General features: G+C 58.5%; 13 protein-coding genes, 1 rRNA gene and 2 pseudogenes. 2 read left to right on the forward strand and 14 right to left on the reverse strand.

Annotated features, from left to right (window positions below; genetic code table 11):
- Positions 1–21 precede the first annotated feature (21 nt).
- The 4 genes and pseudogenes from ilvD to ilvB all read right to left on the reverse strand — a co-directional run bounded on the left by ilvD (position 22) and on the right by ilvB (position 5,214).
- Positions 22–1,680, reverse strand: a complete 1,659-nt coding sequence (gene ilvD / locus DXA70_RS10765) for a dihydroxy-acid dehydratase (RefSeq protein ID WP_128118468.1) — start codon at positions 1,678–1,680, stop codon at positions 22–24.
- A 206-nt stretch (positions 1,681–1,886) separates the two neighbouring features.
- Entirely contained in the window at positions 1,887–2,906 is a 1,020-nt protein-coding gene (gene ilvC, locus DXA70_RS10770; RefSeq protein WP_128118469.1) for a ketol-acid reductoisomerase, read from the reverse strand.
- A gap of 61 nt (positions 2,907–2,967) precedes the next feature.
- A pseudogene (gene ilvN / locus DXA70_RS10775) lies at positions 2,968–3,536 on the reverse strand (acetolactate synthase small subunit).
- Between the two features lie 13 nt (positions 3,537–3,549).
- Entirely contained in the window at positions 3,550–5,214 is a 1,665-nt protein-coding gene (gene ilvB / locus DXA70_RS10780) for a biosynthetic-type acetolactate synthase large subunit (RefSeq protein ID WP_128118470.1), read from the reverse strand.
- Positions 5,215–5,456: 242 nt separating this feature from the next.
- Here ilvB and DXA70_RS10785 point away from each other — a divergent pair, with 242 nt between their 5' ends.
- Positions 5,457–6,674, forward strand: coding sequence for an ATP-binding protein (locus DXA70_RS10785; RefSeq protein ID WP_128118471.1), 1,218 nt, complete (start codon positions 5,457–5,459; stop codon positions 6,672–6,674).
- 64 nt (positions 6,675–6,738) lie between these two features.
- Here the strand turns inward: DXA70_RS10785 and DXA70_RS10790 are convergent, their stop codons facing one another.
- The 6 genes from DXA70_RS10790 to rlmB form a co-directional block, all read right to left on the reverse strand.
- Entirely contained in the window at positions 6,739–7,713 is a 975-nt protein-coding gene (locus tag DXA70_RS10790; RefSeq protein ID WP_243001338.1) for an Ig-like domain-containing protein, read from the reverse strand.
- A 266-nt stretch (positions 7,714–7,979) separates the two neighbouring features.
- Positions 7,980–8,519, reverse strand: coding sequence for a rubrerythrin (rbr, locus tag DXA70_RS10795; RefSeq protein WP_022257009.1), 540 nt, complete (start codon positions 8,517–8,519; stop codon positions 7,980–7,982).
- Between the two features lie 166 nt (positions 8,520–8,685).
- Complete coding sequence (locus DXA70_RS14680; protein WP_243001339.1) at positions 8,686–8,892, reverse strand: hypothetical protein; 207 nt, start codon at positions 8,890–8,892, stop codon at positions 8,686–8,688.
- An 8-nt stretch (positions 8,893–8,900) separates the two neighbouring features.
- Positions 8,901–9,116: a hypothetical protein gene (locus tag DXA70_RS14685; protein ID WP_243001340.1), complete on the reverse strand. Its 216-nt coding sequence runs from the start codon at positions 9,114–9,116 to the stop codon at positions 8,901–8,903.
- Positions 9,062–11,506: a hypothetical protein gene (locus DXA70_RS10800; protein ID WP_243001341.1), complete on the reverse strand. Its 2,445-nt coding sequence runs from the start codon at positions 11,504–11,506 to the stop codon at positions 9,062–9,064. The genes DXA70_RS14685 and DXA70_RS10800 overlap by 55 nt, the downstream gene beginning before the upstream one ends.
- Before the next feature lie 35 nt (positions 11,507–11,541).
- Complete coding sequence (gene rlmB, locus DXA70_RS10805) at positions 11,542–12,357, reverse strand: 23S rRNA (guanosine(2251)-2'-O)-methyltransferase RlmB (protein ID WP_022257007.1); 816 nt, start codon at positions 12,355–12,357, stop codon at positions 11,542–11,544.
- Between the two features lie 793 nt (positions 12,358–13,150).
- On the opposite strand from rlmB, the pseudogene fba reads away from it, so the two are divergent.
- Positions 13,151–14,013, forward strand: a pseudogene (gene fba / locus DXA70_RS10810) (class II fructose-1,6-bisphosphate aldolase).
- Between the two features lie 87 nt (positions 14,014–14,100).
- Here the strand turns inward: fba and DXA70_RS10815 are convergent.
- The 4 genes from DXA70_RS10815 to rrf form a co-directional block, all read right to left on the reverse strand.
- Positions 14,101–14,826 (reverse strand): DUF1287 domain-containing protein, encoded by a 726-nt coding sequence (locus DXA70_RS10815; protein WP_347553552.1) that lies wholly within the window; start codon positions 14,824–14,826, stop codon positions 14,101–14,103.
- Positions 14,827–14,935: 109 nt separating this feature from the next.
- Positions 14,936–15,604, reverse strand: coding sequence for a hypothetical protein (locus tag DXA70_RS10820; protein WP_128118472.1), 669 nt, complete (start codon positions 15,602–15,604; stop codon positions 14,936–14,938).
- Complete coding sequence (locus DXA70_RS10825; RefSeq protein ID WP_128118473.1) at positions 15,597–15,929, reverse strand: PadR family transcriptional regulator; 333 nt, start codon at positions 15,927–15,929, stop codon at positions 15,597–15,599. The genes DXA70_RS10820 and DXA70_RS10825 overlap by 8 nt, the downstream gene beginning before the upstream one ends.
- A gap of 167 nt (positions 15,930–16,096) precedes the next feature.
- A 5S ribosomal RNA gene (rrf, locus tag DXA70_RS10830) occupies positions 16,097–16,213 on the reverse strand.
- Positions 16,214–16,243 lie beyond the last annotated feature (30 nt).

Genomic DNA, 16,243 nt, shown 5'->3' on the forward strand with positions numbered 1-16,243 from the left:
TTCATTTGCTTTATTTTTCTTTTACTTCATCACAGCGCCGAGGTTTGCACTGGAGACGTTGCGGGCATAGCGGCTCAGCCAGCCCGTTTTGATGTTGGGCTCCGGGGCAACATACTTGGCCTTGCGCTCGGCCAGGACCTCATCGGAGACTTCCAGCGTAATGCTGGCGTTGGGGATGTCGATGTGGATGATGTCCCCTTCCTCCACGAGGCCAATGGGGCCGCCGGAAGCCGCTTCGGGGCTGACGTGACCGATGGAAGCGCCGCGGCTTGCGCCGGAGAAGCGGCCATCGGTGATGAGGGCCACGGTCTTATCCAGCTTCATGCCTGCCAGGGCCGAGGTGGGGTTGAGCATCTCCCGCATACCGGGGCCGCCCTTGGGGCCCTCATAGCGGATGACCACCACATCGCCCGGGACGATCTGGCCTGCGTAGATGGCCGCAATGGCGTTCTCCTCGCTGTTGAAGACGCGAGCCGGGCCAGAGTGCTCCTGCATCTCGGGAGCCACGGCGCTCCGCTTGACCACACAGCCGTCCGGCGCGATGTTGCCCCAGAGGATCTGGAGACCGCCGGTGGGGCTGTAGGGGTCGTCGATGGGACGGATGGCCTTTTCGTTGAGGATGTGGGCCCCCTGGATATTCTCCCCCAGCGTCTTGCCGGTCACGGTGGGCACATCGAGATCCAGCAGGTTCTTCTTGGCCAGCTCTGCCTGCACCGCGGCGATGCCGCCGGCGGCATACAGGTCCGGCATGTGGGTGGGGCCTGCAGGAGCCAGATGGCAGAGGTTCGGGGTGCGGGCGCTGATCTCATTGAAGAGCTTCAGGTCCACAGGCACGCCTGCCTCATAGGCAATGGCCAGCAGGTGGAGGACGGTGTTGGTGGAGCAGCCCAGAGCCATATCGCAGGTCAGTGCGTTGCGGATGGAGCGCTCGTTGATGATCTGGCGGGCCGTGATGCCCTTTTTGACCATCTCCATAATGGCCATGCCGGAGTGCTTGGCCAGCTGCAGGCGCTTGGAGTAGACGGCCGGGATGGTGCCGTTGCCGGGCAGCGCAATGCCGATGGCCTCGCACAGGCAGTTCATGCTGTTGGCAGTGTACATACCAGAGCAGGAACCGCAGCTGGGGCAGCAGTTGCAGGTGCAGTCTTCCAGCTGTTCGTCGTTGATGAGGCCTGCTTTATAGGCACCCACCGCCTCGAACATCTTGGAGAGGCTGACCTCCTCGCCGCCGTAGGTACCGGCCAGCATGGGGCCGCCGGAGCAGACCACCGCAGGCACATCCATGCGGACGGCTGCCATGACCATGCCGGGCACGATCTTATCACAGTTGGGCACCAGCACAAGGCCGTCCAGCTGGTGGGCCATGGTCATGGTCTCCACGCTGTCGCAGATGAGCTCGCGGGAAGCCAGCGAATATTTCATGCCCACATGGCCCATGGCGATGCCGTCGCACACGCCGATGGCCGGGATCAGGATGGGGGTGCCGCCTGCCATCTCCACGCCTGCCTTGACCGCATCGGCGATCTTATCCAGGTTCATATGGCCGGGGACGATCTCACTGTAGGCGCTCACCACGCCGATGAGGGGACGCTCCAGCTCTTCCGGGGTGTAGCCCAGTGCATAGAACAGGCTGCGGTTGGGTGCGCGCTCCGCACCCTTGGTCACGTTGTCGCTTCTCATGGTTTTCGATCCTCTTTTCCTTATAACAAAAGACCCCCTCCCAAAGGAGGGAGCCTTTCTTAGTTTTAAAAGCAGCTTTTGGCTGAACTCCTTCCGTCATCGCTTGCGCGATGCCACCTCCCTCACGGAGGGAGGCTTCATGCTGCGGTCAGACAAACGGCTCCCTCTTTGAGGGGGCTGTCGCCGCAGGCGACTGGGGGAGTTCATTACTTCTTCAGCCAGCTCATCATGCTGCGGAGCTCTGCACCGACTTTCTCGATGGGATGCTCTGCCTGCATCCGGCGCTCAGCCAGGAAGTGGACCTTGCGGCCGCCGTTGGGGCTCATCTCGGTCAGGAACTCGGAAGCAAAGGTGCCATCCTGGATCTCGGTCAGCACTTTCTTCATTTCCTTACGGGTCTCAGCGGTGATGAGGCGCTTGCCGGTGCGGTAATCGCCGTACTCCGCGGTGTTGGAGATGGAGTAGCGCATCTTGGAGAAGCCGCCCTCGTTGATCAGGTCAACGATCAGCTTCATCTCGTGGCAGGTCTCAAAGTATGCCATCTCGGGCTCGTAGCCAGCTTCCACCAGGGTATCAAAACCAGCGTGGATCAGCTCGCACACACCGCCGCAGAGCACTGCCTGCTCGCCGAACAGATCAGTCTCAGTCTCCTCCTTAAAGGTGGTCTGCAGGATGCCTGCACGGCCGGCACCGATGCCGGAAGCGTAAGCCAGAGCGATGTCCTTGGCCTTGCCGGTGTAGTCCTGCTCCACGCAGATCAGAGAGGGGCAGCCCTCGCCCTCGGTGTACAGGCGGCGGACGATGTGGCCGGGGCCCTTGGGAGCGATCATGATGACGTCCACGTTCTTGGGAGCGGTGATGGTTTTGAAGTGGATGTTGAAGCCGTGTGCAAAAGCCAGAGCCTTGCCCTCGGTCATGTAAGGAGCCACCTGCTTGTTGTAGATATCAGCGCACAGCTCATCGGGCACCAGCATCATGACAACGTCGCCAGCCTTGGCAGCCTCTTCCACTTCCATAACCTTGAAGTTGGGGTGAGTCGCTGCGAACTCGGAAGCCTTTTCCCAGTGGGCAGAGCCCTTGCGCAGGCCGACCACGACATTGACGCCGCTCTCGGCCAGGTTCTCAGAGTGGGCATGGCCCTGGCTGCCGAAGCCGATGACAGCGACGGTCTTGCCGTCCAGCACGCCGAGGTTGCAGTCGGAATCGTAGTATTTCTTGATTGCCATAAGAATGTTCTCCTTTTTTCTTTTCGGATCGTTTTTCTATGATCGTTTTTTAAATAAAGGCTTATCGGGTGGGGCATTTTGTGCCCGGCAGCGGGAACTGTGCTTCCCGCACTTCCTGCGAGGGCTTCTGCATGTGCTGGTGCATCCCGCCCCGCTCCAGCGCGGTCACGCCGGTGCGGCACAGCTCCAGAATTTTATAGTCCTCAAACATTTTGAGGAACGCATCGATCTTTTCCGGCTTGCCGATGAGCTCAAACACCATGCTGTCCGGGGAAAGATCAATGATCTTGGCTTTGTAGATGCTTCCGACCTCCCGCAGCTCCGCGCGGTTATGGACGTCAGCCTCTACTTTCAGCAGCAACAGCTCCCGCTCCAGGCTTTGTCGTGATCCAGCACGAAGACCTGCCGCGTGACTTCAAGGCGCTCGGTCTGCAGAATGAGCTGCTGGAGCTCTTTATCGGAGCCGGACACCGTGACGGTGATGCGGCTGACGGTCGGGTCGTTGGTGGCGGACACCGTCAGGCTGTCAATATTGAAGCCGCGGCGGCAGAACAGGCTGGACACCCGGGCCAGAACACCGCTCTGGTTGTCCACAAGCAGGCTGATGACCCTGCGCTTTCTGGTTTCCATTTCCGCACCCTCCTTATTTCATGATGATATCGTTGATATCGCCGCCGCCGGGGATCATGGGCAGGACTTTTTCGTCCTTGTCGATCATGCACTCGATCCAGGTGGGGCCTTTCTGCTTGAGGGCGTCGGCAAATGCGGCCTGGAACTCCGGGAGATTGGTGCAGCGGTAGCCTTTCAGGCCAAAGCCCTCGGCCAGCTTGACGAAATCCGTCTTGCGGTGGGGGTCGGTCTGGGAGAAGCGCTTTCCATAGAACGTGGTCTGCCACTGGCGGACCATGCCCAGCACCTGATTGTTGAAGATGACCGTGATGATGGGCAGCTCATAACTGACGGCCGTGCAGGCCTCGTTGAGGTTCATGTGGAACGAACCATCGCCCGTGAACATGACTACCCGCTGGTCACGGCCCAGCGCCATCTGTGCGCCAATGGCCGCGCCGTAGCCAAAGCCCATGGTGCCCAGGCCGCCGCTGGTGATAAAGCCGCGGCTCTTGGCGTGGCGCAGGTACTGCGCCGCCCACATCTGGTGCTGGCCCACGTCCGTGACATACACGGCCTCGGGGCCGCACTGGTTGCACACTTCGCCGATGACCTGATGGGGCATCAGGCGGGTGGGGTCGGACACCGGGTGGTAATCCTGTGCCTGCCACTCGCGGATCATGGCCATCCAGTCGGGGTGCTTCTTTTCCTCGATCTGGGGGAGCATGGCGTTGAGGACGTAGGCGGCATCGCCGGTGATGGAAAGGTCCACATCCACGTTCTTACCCAGCTCGCTGGGGTCAATGTCGATCTGAATGATCGTTGCGTTCTTTGCAAAGGTCTTGGGGTTCAGAGCCACACGGTCCGAGAAGCGAGTGCCCACCGCGATGAGGACATCACAATCCGCCACGGCCCGGTTGGAGGTGTAGCAGCCGTGCATTCCCACCATACCGATGTTCATGGGGTCGCCATAGGGCACGACGCCTGCCGCCATCAGGGTGTAGGTAGCGGGGATCTCCGCCTTGTGGATGAGGTCGCGCAGGGGCTGGCAGGAGGCCGCCGAGCGGACACCGCCGCCAAAGTAAACCAGCGGCCGCTGTGCCGCGTTGATGAGGTCCGCCGCCCACTTGACCTGCTCTGCATTAAAAGTGGTCACCGTGCGGATGGGCTCCGGCTTTTTGGAGGTAAACTCACAGACCGCCGCGGTCACGTCCTTGGGGATATCCACCAGCACGGGACCCTTGCGGCCGCTCTGTGCAATGCGGAACGCGGCCCGCATGGTGTCGGCCAGGTCTTCCACCCGGCGCACCGTGAAATTGTGCTTGGTAATGGGCATCGTAATGCCCTCAATGTAAGCTTCCTGGAAGCCGTCCTTGCCCAGACCGCTGGTGACAACGTTGCCTGTAAAGGCCACCATGGGTACGGAATCCATGTAGGCCGTGGCAATGCCGGTGACCAGGTTGGTAGCACCCGGGCCGCTGGTGGCCAGCACCACACCGGTGCGGCCCGTTGCGCGGGCGTAGCCATCCGCTGCATGGGCCGCACCCTGCTCGTGGGCTGTCAGCACATGGGTGATCCGGTCGGCGTTCTTATACAGCTCATCGTAAAGGTTGAGCACCGCGCCGCCGGGATAGCCAAAGATGGTATCCACGCCCTGCTCACAAAGGACCTCTACAAAAATCTGTGAACCATTCAACTGCATGGTGTGTTTCTCCTGTTTCCTGTTCCCTCATGACATACACTTCCGAAGAAAGTGCTTATACACGTCATTTTTTCCTATCTCTCGGCTTTTTTGAACGTTGGGTCAATTATACTATAAATCGGGCCGTTGTCCAGCGACGATTTGTAACGTGAGTCACCGCAAAGATGAAGATAATTGAACACCATCTTGCGCGGTGCCAAAAGTAGCGATATAATTTGGAAAAGAAAAGAGAGGGAACAACGATGACATTGCGTGAATGGAACGCCCGCCTGCACGGGCTTGTGGTATTTCGTGCCCTGCTGGAGGACCCGGTGGTGGCAAAACTCGTCGATTTAACGGACCGGATGGCCGCCGGGGCCTCTGGCATAGGCCTGGTGTGCGACGCCGTGGCCGCCTTTGAGGCTGCCCTGTTTGAGCACACCCCCAACTGGAGCGATTATCTTTCCAACGCCGTTCTGGAATCGGAGACCATCTGCGTGCGGCAGGCGGCTGCCGGACAGCTCTCCCCCGTTTTGCAGAGTGCGCTGGACAGCGAGCTGGCCTTTCTGCAGGCACTGTGCGGTCTGACACTGGACAAACTGTTCCAGACCGCTTATTCAGAGCAGAGCCAGCGGCCGGAGCTGGCTTTCCTGCCCCGTTGGGAAACGCGGGAGCTGGACCTTGCCGCCGCATATACCCAGCGGATGAGCGAGGTGGGCAAAAAGGGCTACGGCATGTTTGCCAAGCACCATGTTTTCACCGTGGAGAACGGTCAGCTGGTGCCGGTCAAGTATCCGGACCCCCAGAAGCTCTCCGAGCTGCCCGGCTACGAACAGGAGCGGGAAAAGGTGATTGCCAACACCCGGGCTCTGCTGACCGGGATGCCTGCCAACAACGTGCTGCTCTACGGCGACGCGGGCACCGGCAAATCCAGCACCGTCAAGGCCATCTGCAATGAGTTTGCCGCCGAGGGCCTGCGCCTGGTGGAAGTCAAGAAAAATCAGCTCTACCAGATCCCGGACCTGATGGACAAGCTGGCCGCCAACCCGCTCAAGTTCATCCTCTTTATCGACGACCTGAGTTTTACGGCCAACGACGATAATTTCGCCGCCCTGAAAGCCATTCTGGAGGGCAGCGTGGGCGGCCGGGCCCGGAACATCGCGGTCTATGCCACCTCCAACCGCCGCCACCTCATCAAGGAGACGCTGACCGACCGCACCGGCGACGATATCCACGAGGCCGACACCCGGCAGGAGCTCATGAGCCTGTCCGCCCGGTTCGGCCTCACGGTCACGTTCCAGCGGCCGGAGAAAGCACGCTTTGAGGCCATCCTCACCGAGCTGGCCAAGCAGCACCACATTGAGATGCCCCACGACCAGCTCCTGGTCAAGGCCGAGGCTTTTGCCATCCGGGCCGGCGGCCGCAGCCCCCGCGTGGCCAAGCAGTTCATCGAACAGTGCGAGTCCGGTGTCCAGAAATAATTTGATCTGATAGAAGAAAAGCGCCCGTGCAGTTTCCCTCTGCACGGGCGCTTTTGTGTCTGCTTCAGCTCAGCCGGTTCAGCCGGACTGCCACATAGGGGTCCGGGAGTTTGAGCTCATCGGCCAGGTCTTCCTCGCTGGCGTATTTTTCTGCCGCAATGCCCACCAGCACGCTGCAGGTATCGAACCGCCCCTCCGGGGAGAGGGCCGTGATCTTTGCCTCACCGTCCGCGACCGCGGTCACCACGCCGTTGGGGTCCACGGTGGCCACACCGGGGTTAGAGCTCACCCAGGTGATGGGGACGCTCCCGCCGCTTTCCAACGCCACAGAGGCCGTCAGAGTCTCTTTGCTGCCCACCGTTTTAAAGAGCAGGTCGTTCTTGTTCAGCGTCACACGGCCAATGTCCGAAGTGACGGTCACTGTACACCGCACGGCCTGCCCGTTGGAAGCCAGCGCCGTGATGGTGGCACCGCCGGTTCCCTGTGCCGTCACCAGACCGTTTCCATCTACCGTAGCCACCTCCGGGTTGGAGCTCAGCCACTGGTAAACATAAATAAAGGAGTGGTCATTGTTGACGAGCTTCAGCTGTTTTGTGGGGTGGAGATCGTCGTATTTCAGGGCAAAGCTCAGGCTGCTCTGATCCAGAGCCGGCTTTTTGGCCTCGCCCCCCGCGCTCTCCTTGGTCACCGTCACCTTGCAGGCTGCCCGGTCCCCCCGGTCTGAGATGGCCGTAATGGTCGCGGTACCCGCGCTCCGCCCGGTCACCTTGCCGTCGCCATCCACCGTGGCCACGGTGGGGTTGGAGCTCATCCAGACAATGAAATAATAATCGCTGCCGCTGCCGGTGTAGAGGTAGGCTCTGGGGCGAGGGTCTTCCTCCGTGATCTCCAGGTCCATTTCCGTCACTTCCAGCTCCAGCCCTTTGCTGCCCGGCTGGGGTGCGGGAGCCGCCTGGGCCATCAGCCCGGAAGCCAGCAGCACCCCGCTAAGGGCAAGCGCCGCCAGAAGCCGCCCAGTTTTCTGCATCGTATGTCTCATCGGGTCGTCTTCCCTCCTGTCATCCGTTTTGCTGTTTGGATAAGATGCCGCACGCATGTCATTTTTCCGTACAAATTCTCCCACTTACAGCTTATTTTACACGCGGGGGAAGCAAGGGTCAAGTTTTTCGGCGCAAATGTCACAAACTCGACGTGGCTTTTGGTGAGCTCACCAAAAGTTATTCTCCTTTTTTGTGCAAAAAGAGACCGCCGCACCTTTCCGGATGCGGCGGCCGTTGCGGGAACTTGCAGGAATGAGAAAATCGCTTAATAGTTGTGCTTCTTCAGCTCAAAGAAGCTCTGCGGGTGTGCGCAGACCGGGCACTTCATCGGAGCAGACTTGCCAATATAGGTGTAACCGCAGTTGCGGCAGATCCACACCTGCTGCTCCTCCCGGGCAAAGACTTTGCCATCCTTGAGGTTGGCGGCCAGCTCACGGTAGCGCTCTTCGTGCTCTTTCTCGATCTGGCCCACCATGGTGAACAGGGCAGCCAGCTGGTTGAAACCCTCTTCCTTGGCCTCTTTGGCCATGCGGGGGTACATGTCGGTCCATTCGTCATGCTCGCCGCCCGCGGCCAGCTCCAGGCAGGTCATCACATCAGGCATCTCGCCGCCGTTCAGGGCCTTGAACCAGAGCTTTGCGTGTTCTTTCTCGTTGCCGGCGGTCTCCTCAAAGATGGCGGCCAGCTGCTCATAGCCTGCCTTTTTGGCCACCGAGGCAAAGAACGTGTACTTGCTGCGGGCCATGCTCTCGCCTGCAAATGCTTCCATCAGGTTTTTCTCGGTCTTGCTGCCCTTCAGTTCCATGGTACTCTCCTTTATTCCGGTATCTCTATTCCGGTATATCGCGTGTGCGGAGAAGTGATCCCCTCTCCGGCTCATTCTATGTTTCTCTGGGAGTATTGTACCACAAGGCCCTGCAATAATCAAGAATCATTCCTATTTATGGCCTGTCAAGAATTTTCTTTTGTTTTTAGCCATTATGCTGTTTGAGGGCACAGACAGCCAGGCTCAGGGCACTCCAGGCGGCCTGATACATCAGCACCATGACTACCGACAGCATCCCGACGCTGCCCGCGTAGGTCAGCAGCACCCCGATGACCACCGAGAACCACACCGACACCAGCTGTACCGTTGTGGCGCTGTTCTCGGCGTTCTGGGCCTGCTCCGCGGCACGCAAGCCGCCTGTCAGGCTGGCAAAGCCTGGGTGTGGATCATACAGCAGGTCTCCGCGTTTTCCGCCGCCGGGGCTGCCTGTTCGGCTGCCGCAAGGGAGGTGCACTGCTCCTGATCCAGCAGCGTCACCATGCCCTCGGGCAGGTGATACACCTCGGCGATCTGCCGGGCCGTCAGGCTGGGGTCCTCGCAGGAGACCAGCAGGCGGATGTTCTCTTTCTGGAGCATCTCCAGCCCGCGGGCCGCATTCCGCCCACCCACATAGTGGAGGACGAACATGGCGTGCAGATTGCCGGACACGGCCAGATACAAGATCTGCAGCGTGCCGTTCTGGGAGTGCTTCTGCTCGTATTCCAGTTCAGGCAGGGGCACGCCCTCCCGCTCCATGTACGCCCGGTTGCCAATGAGGATGCGGTTGTTATCGCACCAGGCCGCAAAGCCCAGGCCCCGGTGCACTTCCAGGTCCTTGATCGGGTAGAGGATATCGGTGCGGTCCTCAATGATCTGCCGGAACAATCCCCGCAGCGCGGCGCAGCTCTGGTTGAGCACGCTGGCCGAGTAGAGAATGGCCCGGTCGATGCGGCCGCCCTTGAAGATGCGGATGTCTTCCAGCATGGCGCTGTCCGCTGTAAAGAGTTCGTCCGCGTCCACCTGCACGGTGTCCACGCCGCCCAGCTCTTCCACCGCTGCCAGCCCGGAATGACAGCACCTGCCGCCGCAGCGGTCCGCTGCAGCCGCAGGGAGGCCACACCTGCCACCAATGTGGAGGAGAGGGGCGCGCCCATGCAGAGTATGGCGGTCAGGGCCGCCGCGCCGCCGCTGATGCCGCCGCCAAACAGCAGGAACACCAACCCGGCCAGCACACCGGCAGCCAGCAGGATGTACGCGGTCTTCCGGGCACGGCGCTCACTGGCCCGCTCCCCAAAGCTCTGCTCCACCAGCTTTTCGTCCCAATCGGTGGGGCGGCTGAGGAGGATCCAGGGGTCTTTCTGGTCCAGACTCCGGGAGAGCATCCGGATCAGGTCTTTGTCTTTCACCCGGTAAGCACCCCGGTGCTCCGGCTCGCTCATGGCCAGATCGTAGCCGCCTTTCACGGCAGCCAGCTGCACCCGGCTGCCCAGCAGGGCCATAAACAGGCCCAGTGCCGCGATGCCGGAGAGGATCGTAAAGCTGGAAGTCTGGTAGCTCTGGGCGTTCAGCAGGGCGACGACCGCCTCCAGCAGGGCCGCACAGGCGGCCAGCGCGGGCATGGTGTCGCTGCTGGGGCGTCCATCCTTTTTCAGGCCCAGCAGACCGTCCCGCAGCACGGGAGCCGCCACGGCCATGGCCACCGCCAGGAACAGCAGGTTGGCGGCATAGAACGCCGCCGGGGCCACTACAGGGTCCAGCGCTGCCAGCGGAGCCAGAAGCCCTTCTGCCACCAGTCCAAAGTGGAGCAGCACCGCGGCCAGGATACCGCCCAGCACACAGCGCAATGTAAGGGCTGCGCCCATCTTGCGCAGCTTTTCGCCGACCTCTTCCGGGGTGGCGGGAGCCTCCTCGCTTGCCGGCTCTGCCTCGGCTGCCGGGGTCCCGTCCACAGGCACTTCTGCCGTGGATGCTTCCGCAGCCGGAGCGGCCTTGAGGGCCTCCACCGGCGGCTCTTCCGAAGGATTGCCCTCGTTGTCCAGCCCGATGAGCGGCAGGCTCATGCTGTCGTCCGGGCCGGGAGCCGTTTCCCGGGTGGGTGCCTTCACTTCATCATCGGCTTTCCCAAAGAAGCGGAACGCCGGGATCTCCGTCGTCTTCTCCTTGCCGCTCTCCGGCTCTGCCGCAGTTTCCATGCGGGGTGTCGGCTGGGGTGTCACCGGCGGCTTTTCCGGAGTTTTCTCCGGCTCTGCAGGAGTCTTGGGCGGCTCCGGAGCTGCCTTGTCCTCTGCAAACACCAAACCGGTCAGGGGGCTGGCAGGCAATGTCTCCGTCTGCTTGGGTGCAGACTTTGCAGGCGCTTTCGGCTTGCCAAAGAGCATGGCTTTCAGCTCTTTCATCTCCTCGTCCTCCCGCTGCTCCATGGCACTGCGGGGCACAGCCGGCTGATCGAGTTTCTGCTTTTTCTTTTTATTACTGGGTGCCGGAGCGGTTGCCTTGTTCTCCGGTTTTTCTTTCTTCACCGGCTCCGCGGGCTTTGCCGGAGCCGCAGGCTTTTCCGGTTCTGCCGGTTTCACGGGCTCCGGTGCGGGCGCTTCCGGTTTTGCAGGCTCCTGCGGTGCCTTTTCCGGCGTGGCAGGTACCGTCTGCTTTTTGGGCTCCGGCATGACCGGCTGTTCCGCAGCAGCCTCTTCCGGTTCCAGCACCAGTTCCAGATCGGCCTGAGGCTCCTCGGCGTCATCGCCCAGAACAATTTCCCCCGTGGGCGGCAGCTCCAGCCCGCGCTCCGCCGATTCCTTTGTTTCCGGTTCCGGCTTTTCGCGGCGGAACAGCCCCCCGAACAGCCCGCGTTTGGGCGGCGTTTCCTCTTCTTCACGGCGGCTCATGGCCTCCGGTACCTGCGCCACGCTGGTGCTGAAGAACGTGCGGAATTTCTCTGCCTCGATTTCTTTCTGCGTCAGCTCTTTGCGGCGCTCATCCTCTTTTGGCATCCTTGTCCCTCCCTGTTTTTTTGGAGTCCACCTGCTCAGGCGTTTTTGGCGGCACGCTGCGACTGGATCTCATACAGGATGATGCCCGCCGCCACCGAGACATTGAAGCTGTCCACACCGGTGCCCTCGGCAGCCATATCCAGCCGCACCACACCGTCGCAGAGCTTCTTTACCAGCTGGGATACCCCGCTGCCCTCGCTGCCCATTACCAGTGCAATGGGACCGGTGAGGTTGTTCTTGCGCAGCGGCACACCGTCCATATCGGCGCAGTAGACGAACACGCCCTGCTCTTTCAGGCGGCGGATGGTTTCACCGATGTTCGCTACCCGGGCCACGGGCAGGCGCTCGGCCGCGCCCGCGCTGGACTTGATGACGGTAGGCGTCACGGACGCGCCGCCCCGCTTTGGGATGACGATGCCGTGGGCACCGCAGAGCAGTGCGCTCCGCATCACCGCGCCCAGATTGTGGGGGTCCTCAATGCCGTCGCTCAGCACCAGGAACGGGGGCTCGCCCTTGGCCTTTGCAGCCTCCAGCAGGTCTTCCACCGTCACATACTCGATCTCACTGGCAAACGCCGCCACGCCCTGATGGCTGTCCGTACCGGTCATCAGCCGGAGCTTGTTGGGGTTCACCCGCTTGACGGCAGCGCCCACTTCCTTGGCCATGGCGGTGTAGTAGGCGGCTACCGCCGGGGCCATGCCCTCGGCCAGCAGCACAGTATCCACGCCAGAACCGCTCTTGAGCAGTTCGGTCACGGGGTTTTTGCCGTAGACCAGGCTCTCGTTCTTGGCTGCTTTGGGCTGCTCGTCCGTATTACGGCGGGGACGGCGCGGGGTATTTTTTTCTTCCATGGGTCGTTCTCCTCTCAATTTCTATGGAAAGACGCTTCCTGCATCTGAAAGTTTCCTGTTTTTGTGACAGAATCCGATATTGATTCATCTTGAAGTATAACATAAGCGGACTTTCTTTGCCATAGAATTGCGGTTTTTTCTTCCAGAGAATTTCCCGCTTCCACCCCAGACGCCTCGCCCGGGTATAAAGAAGTGTTGCCAGCTCCCGGGCAAAATATCCGTCCCATTTCCGGGCGGTGATGTTTTCCACAAAAGCCCTGTATACAGGTTGTAAAAGGGTCCTGTTTTTTCCACAAGTTGAAAACTCTGTGGAGAACGTGCAAAAGTCCAGCGCTGACGCCTCTTTTTAGGGTGGATTTCCACACTTTCCACAGAGTTTTCCACAAACCGTTCTCGACAAGAGGAAAACCACTCGTACATTTTGTAATTTTCAAGTCGGAATTGTGACAAATTTTTAACTCAGTAGTTGTCTGCTTTTGCTTTTTTCTCTAATATCAAAATGACGAATGTGGATTTGTGTTGAAAATCCGTTCTGTTTTGCACCTGTTTTTTCGCGTCCGGATGTTGCCGGCACCGGGTATAAATGTTGCAATCCAAAATGCTTCTGCCCCACCGCTCCCGGCCTGTCTTATTTCTTCTGCCGGAAAAGCAAGCACTCTTGCGAGAAAAGCGCTGCTTTGGATTGATTTTAGCAATTGTTTGGGGTATACTTAGCTTGTAAGTTCGTTAAACCATGCGCAAAGTGGCGTGTGGGCACGACCAGACCCCAATGAATTTGTGGAGGTAATGAATAATGTTGGTAAATGCAACCGAAATGCTGATTAAGGCGCGTGACGGCCACTACGGTGTGCCTCAGTTCAACATCAACAACCTGGAGTGGACCAAGGCTGTTCTGACTGCCTGCGAGGAAATGAAGAGTCCCGTCATCCTGGGCGTCTCCGAGGGTGCCGGCAAGTACATGACCGGCTTCAAGACCGTCGCCGCCATGGTGGACGCTATGGTCGATTCCATGGGCATCACCGTCCCCGTTGCTCTGCACCTGGACCACGGCACCTACGAGGGCTGCAAGGCCTGCGTGGAGGCTGGCTTCTCCTCCATCATGTTCGACGGCAGCCACTATTCCATTGAGGAGAACGTTGCCAAGACCAAAGAGCTGGTTGCTCTGGCACACTCCAAGGGCCTGAGCATCGAGCTGAGGTCGGTTCCATCGGCGGCGTCGAGGACGGCGTTGTGGGCGCTGGCGAGATCGCAGACCCCGAGGAGTGCGCAAAGATCACCGCTCTGGGCATCGACTTCCTGGCTGCAGGCATCGGCAACATCCACGGTGTCTACCCGGCCAACTGGAAGGGCCTGGACTTTGAGGCTCTGGACCGCATCCACAAGGCTACCAACAACATTCCTCTGGTCCTGCACGGCGGCACCGGCATCCCCGATGACATGATCGCAAAGGCCATCAGCCTGGGCGTTTCCAAAATCAACATCAACACCGAGTGCCAGCTGGTCTTCGCAGAGGCCACCCGTAAGTACATCGAGGCCGGTAAGGATCAGCAGGGCAAGGGCTTCGACCCCCGCAAGCTGCTGGCTCCCGGCGCTGCTGCCATCGTGGACAAGTGCAAAGAGAAGATCGAGCTCTTTGGCTGCGCAGGCAAGGGCTAAGCCAAAGCTTGTATCGTAACCGGTACACCACCCAATAAAGTATGCGGCCCCGCCGCACTGTTATGCACAGTGCAGCGGGGCCGCTTTTTATTTTGAAATTCGATAATGCCCCACGATGTCGGTGCGTTTTTCCAGAACGTCCTGTTCGTAAGCCGTCTGCCATGGGTCATTGTGGTGAATGATATAGGGCACTCCGTTTTTATTTCGCCGATCAGACACGATGCCGATATGTCTTTCAAAGATCACAATATCACCGCCCTGCCATTCTTCTATTTCTGAGACATCTGTGGTCAGGGCAACTGCTGTGTGCGAGAAAAACACCTTCAGATTTCGTACCCGTCGGAAATCTATATTTGCATCCGGTTCTGCTACTATATAATCCTGTGGCTGCTCCCGGATATCTGCGTCCACAAGCTCCTGCAGATCATATCCGGCATTTTTCAACGCATAAGCAACTACATCCGTGCAAACTCCATAACCATCGTCAGGATAACCGGTTTCATAATAGCGGCTTTTGTATTTTGGATGTGTGCTCACATAGGCCAGTGCGCCGTTCAGAATATCCAGCTGGTCATCTACACCGTCATCATCCCGATCTGCGCTGCTATGAAACTGCGGTATCCTGTTCTGATAGTCGTCCTCAGGCCGGGACGCCGAGGTGTGCCGGTAATGTGCCTGCACATAAAATATGATGCTGCAAAACAGTAAAAATGCCAGTACCACTGCATAATACTTTGCTGTATCCTTGCGGGTTCTGTCCGAACGCATATTCTCACCCCTTTTCTGTTCTGAGAATACCAGCTTTTTCCGCATTCTGCAACCCTTTGGCATATATAGCGCAACAAAAAAGCCCTGAGATCTCTCTCAGAGCTTTCTGTTAAGTCGGCGACTACCTATTAAGGTATGCAGCCCCGCTTTTTCTTTATATGCGAGCACTCAGTCGTGGGTCTTTTCCATATCGCCAGAAATGGATTGCATACAGTCCCGCACCCAGAAGCAGACAAAAGATTGAATAGCTAAGAATCGGAAGCCGCAGCAGTACAATCTTACCCGCGATCCGGGTAAAGAACCAGCCCGTTCCATACAGGATCACGATGTAAAGCACCAACCATACAGCATATTTCAGCCAATGCTCCCGCGGCGGAAAGCCCACCTGTTCCCTCATCCGGCGGAACAGTATGCAAAACGCCGCCACTGCAACAACAAGCTGCATCAGATAGCCTACCGAAAGCTCAAAAACCCAATTTCCAATAATCGGATAGAGCAGCCCCCCTTCAATGCCCCACCCAAAAAAGAAATACAGAGGTGCAACATACCAGAAGTAATCCCCGGCTCTCAGTGTTTTCAAGCTGGGCTTGACCTCTTCCACAAAGGTCTTTGCGTCCGAAATCGAATGAAACAGTTCCTGATTTTCCTTGTTGGCTTGGATTGCAATATCAAGCAAATCGCTGCGCACAAGTTCGATACCACAGAAGTCCCAGCTGACCCGGCGAAGATAACGAATCACTTCTTTAAGCTGCTCCTGACTTTTTTCAGTCAGCAACTCGGTACGCATCCGGTTTGTTTTTCGCAATGCAAAATACTTATTCATCTGGCTCCTCCTTGAAAATTTTTTCCACCAGCTGGCAGAGCTGGCTCCAATCCTGCCGGAACTCAAGAAGCGCCTGCCTTCCTTCTTTCGTTACGACGTAATATTTTCGGCTCGGCCCCTTGGGAGAAGGTCTGCGTTCTACCGTAACCTTTCCCTGCTGCTCCAAGCGCAATAGCAGCGGATAGAGCGTGCTTTCACTCAAGTCAGAAAAGCCAACCTGCTTCAGGTGCATCACGATTTCATAGCCATAGGTCGGCTCTTGCGCAATCAATTTCAGAACACAGAATTCCAAAACGCCCTTGAGCAATTGTGTGTTGTTTTCCACTGGATACCTCCTTTTATCTATTATGTAATACGTAGTAGCTTATCTATATTGTATTGCGTAGTAGCATTTTTGTCAAGTCCTGTCCTGTTACCATTTCGACCAAAATCCGCTCTATATTTTTGTGCAACAAAAAAGCCCTGAGACTTTCATCTCAGAGCTCTTTGTTAAGTCGGCGACTACCTATTTTCACGCGCCGTTTCCAGCGAACTATCTTGGGCACGAGTGAGCTTAACTTCTGTGTTCGGAATGGGAACAGGTGGAACCTCACCGTCATCGTCACCGACCATATGACTGGCTCAGTATCCCATACGGTC

The sequence above is a fragment of the Faecalibacterium sp. OF04-11AC genome (genome assembly GCF_003460645.1).
Classification (GTDB): Bacteria; Bacillota; Clostridia; order Oscillospirales; family Ruminococcaceae; genus Faecalibacterium; species Faecalibacterium prausnitzii_I.

Coding starts and splice junctions, on each gene's coding strand:
- ilvD (WP_128118468.1), bottom strand. CDS start 1,680: ATGAGAAGCGACAACGTGACCAAGGGTGCGGAGCGCGCACCCAACCGC.
- ilvC (WP_128118469.1), bottom strand. CDS start 2,906: ATGGCAATCAAGAAATACTACGATTCCGACTGCAACCTCGGCGTGCTG.
- ilvB (WP_128118470.1), bottom strand. CDS start 5,214: ATGCAGTTGAATGGTTCACAGATTTTTGTAGAGGTCCTTTGTGAGCAG.
- DXA70_RS10785 (WP_128118471.1), top strand. CDS start 5,457: ATGACATTGCGTGAATGGAACGCCCGCCTGCACGGGCTTGTGGTATTT.
- DXA70_RS10790 (WP_243001338.1), bottom strand. CDS start 7,713: ATGAGACATACGATGCAGAAAACTGGGCGGCTTCTGGCGGCGCTTGCC.
- rbr (WP_022257009.1), bottom strand. CDS start 8,519: ATGGAACTGAAGGGCAGCAAGACCGAGAAAAACCTGATGGAAGCATTT.
- DXA70_RS14685 (WP_243001340.1), bottom strand. CDS start 9,116: ATGCTCCAGAAAGAGAACATCCGCCTGCTGGTCTCCTGCGAGGACCCC.
- DXA70_RS10800 (WP_243001341.1), bottom strand. CDS start 11,506: ATGCCAAAAGAGGATGAGCGCCGCAAAGAGCTGACGCAGAAAGAAATC.
- rlmB (WP_022257007.1), bottom strand. CDS start 12,357: ATGGAAGAAAAAAATACCCCGCGCCGTCCCCGCCGTAATACGGACGAG.
- DXA70_RS10815 (WP_347553552.1), bottom strand. CDS start 14,826: ATGCGGAAAAAGCTGGTATTCTCAGAACAGAAAAGGGGTGAGAATATG.
- DXA70_RS10820 (WP_128118472.1), bottom strand. CDS start 15,604: ATGAATAAGTATTTTGCATTGCGAAAAACAAACCGGATGCGTACCGAG.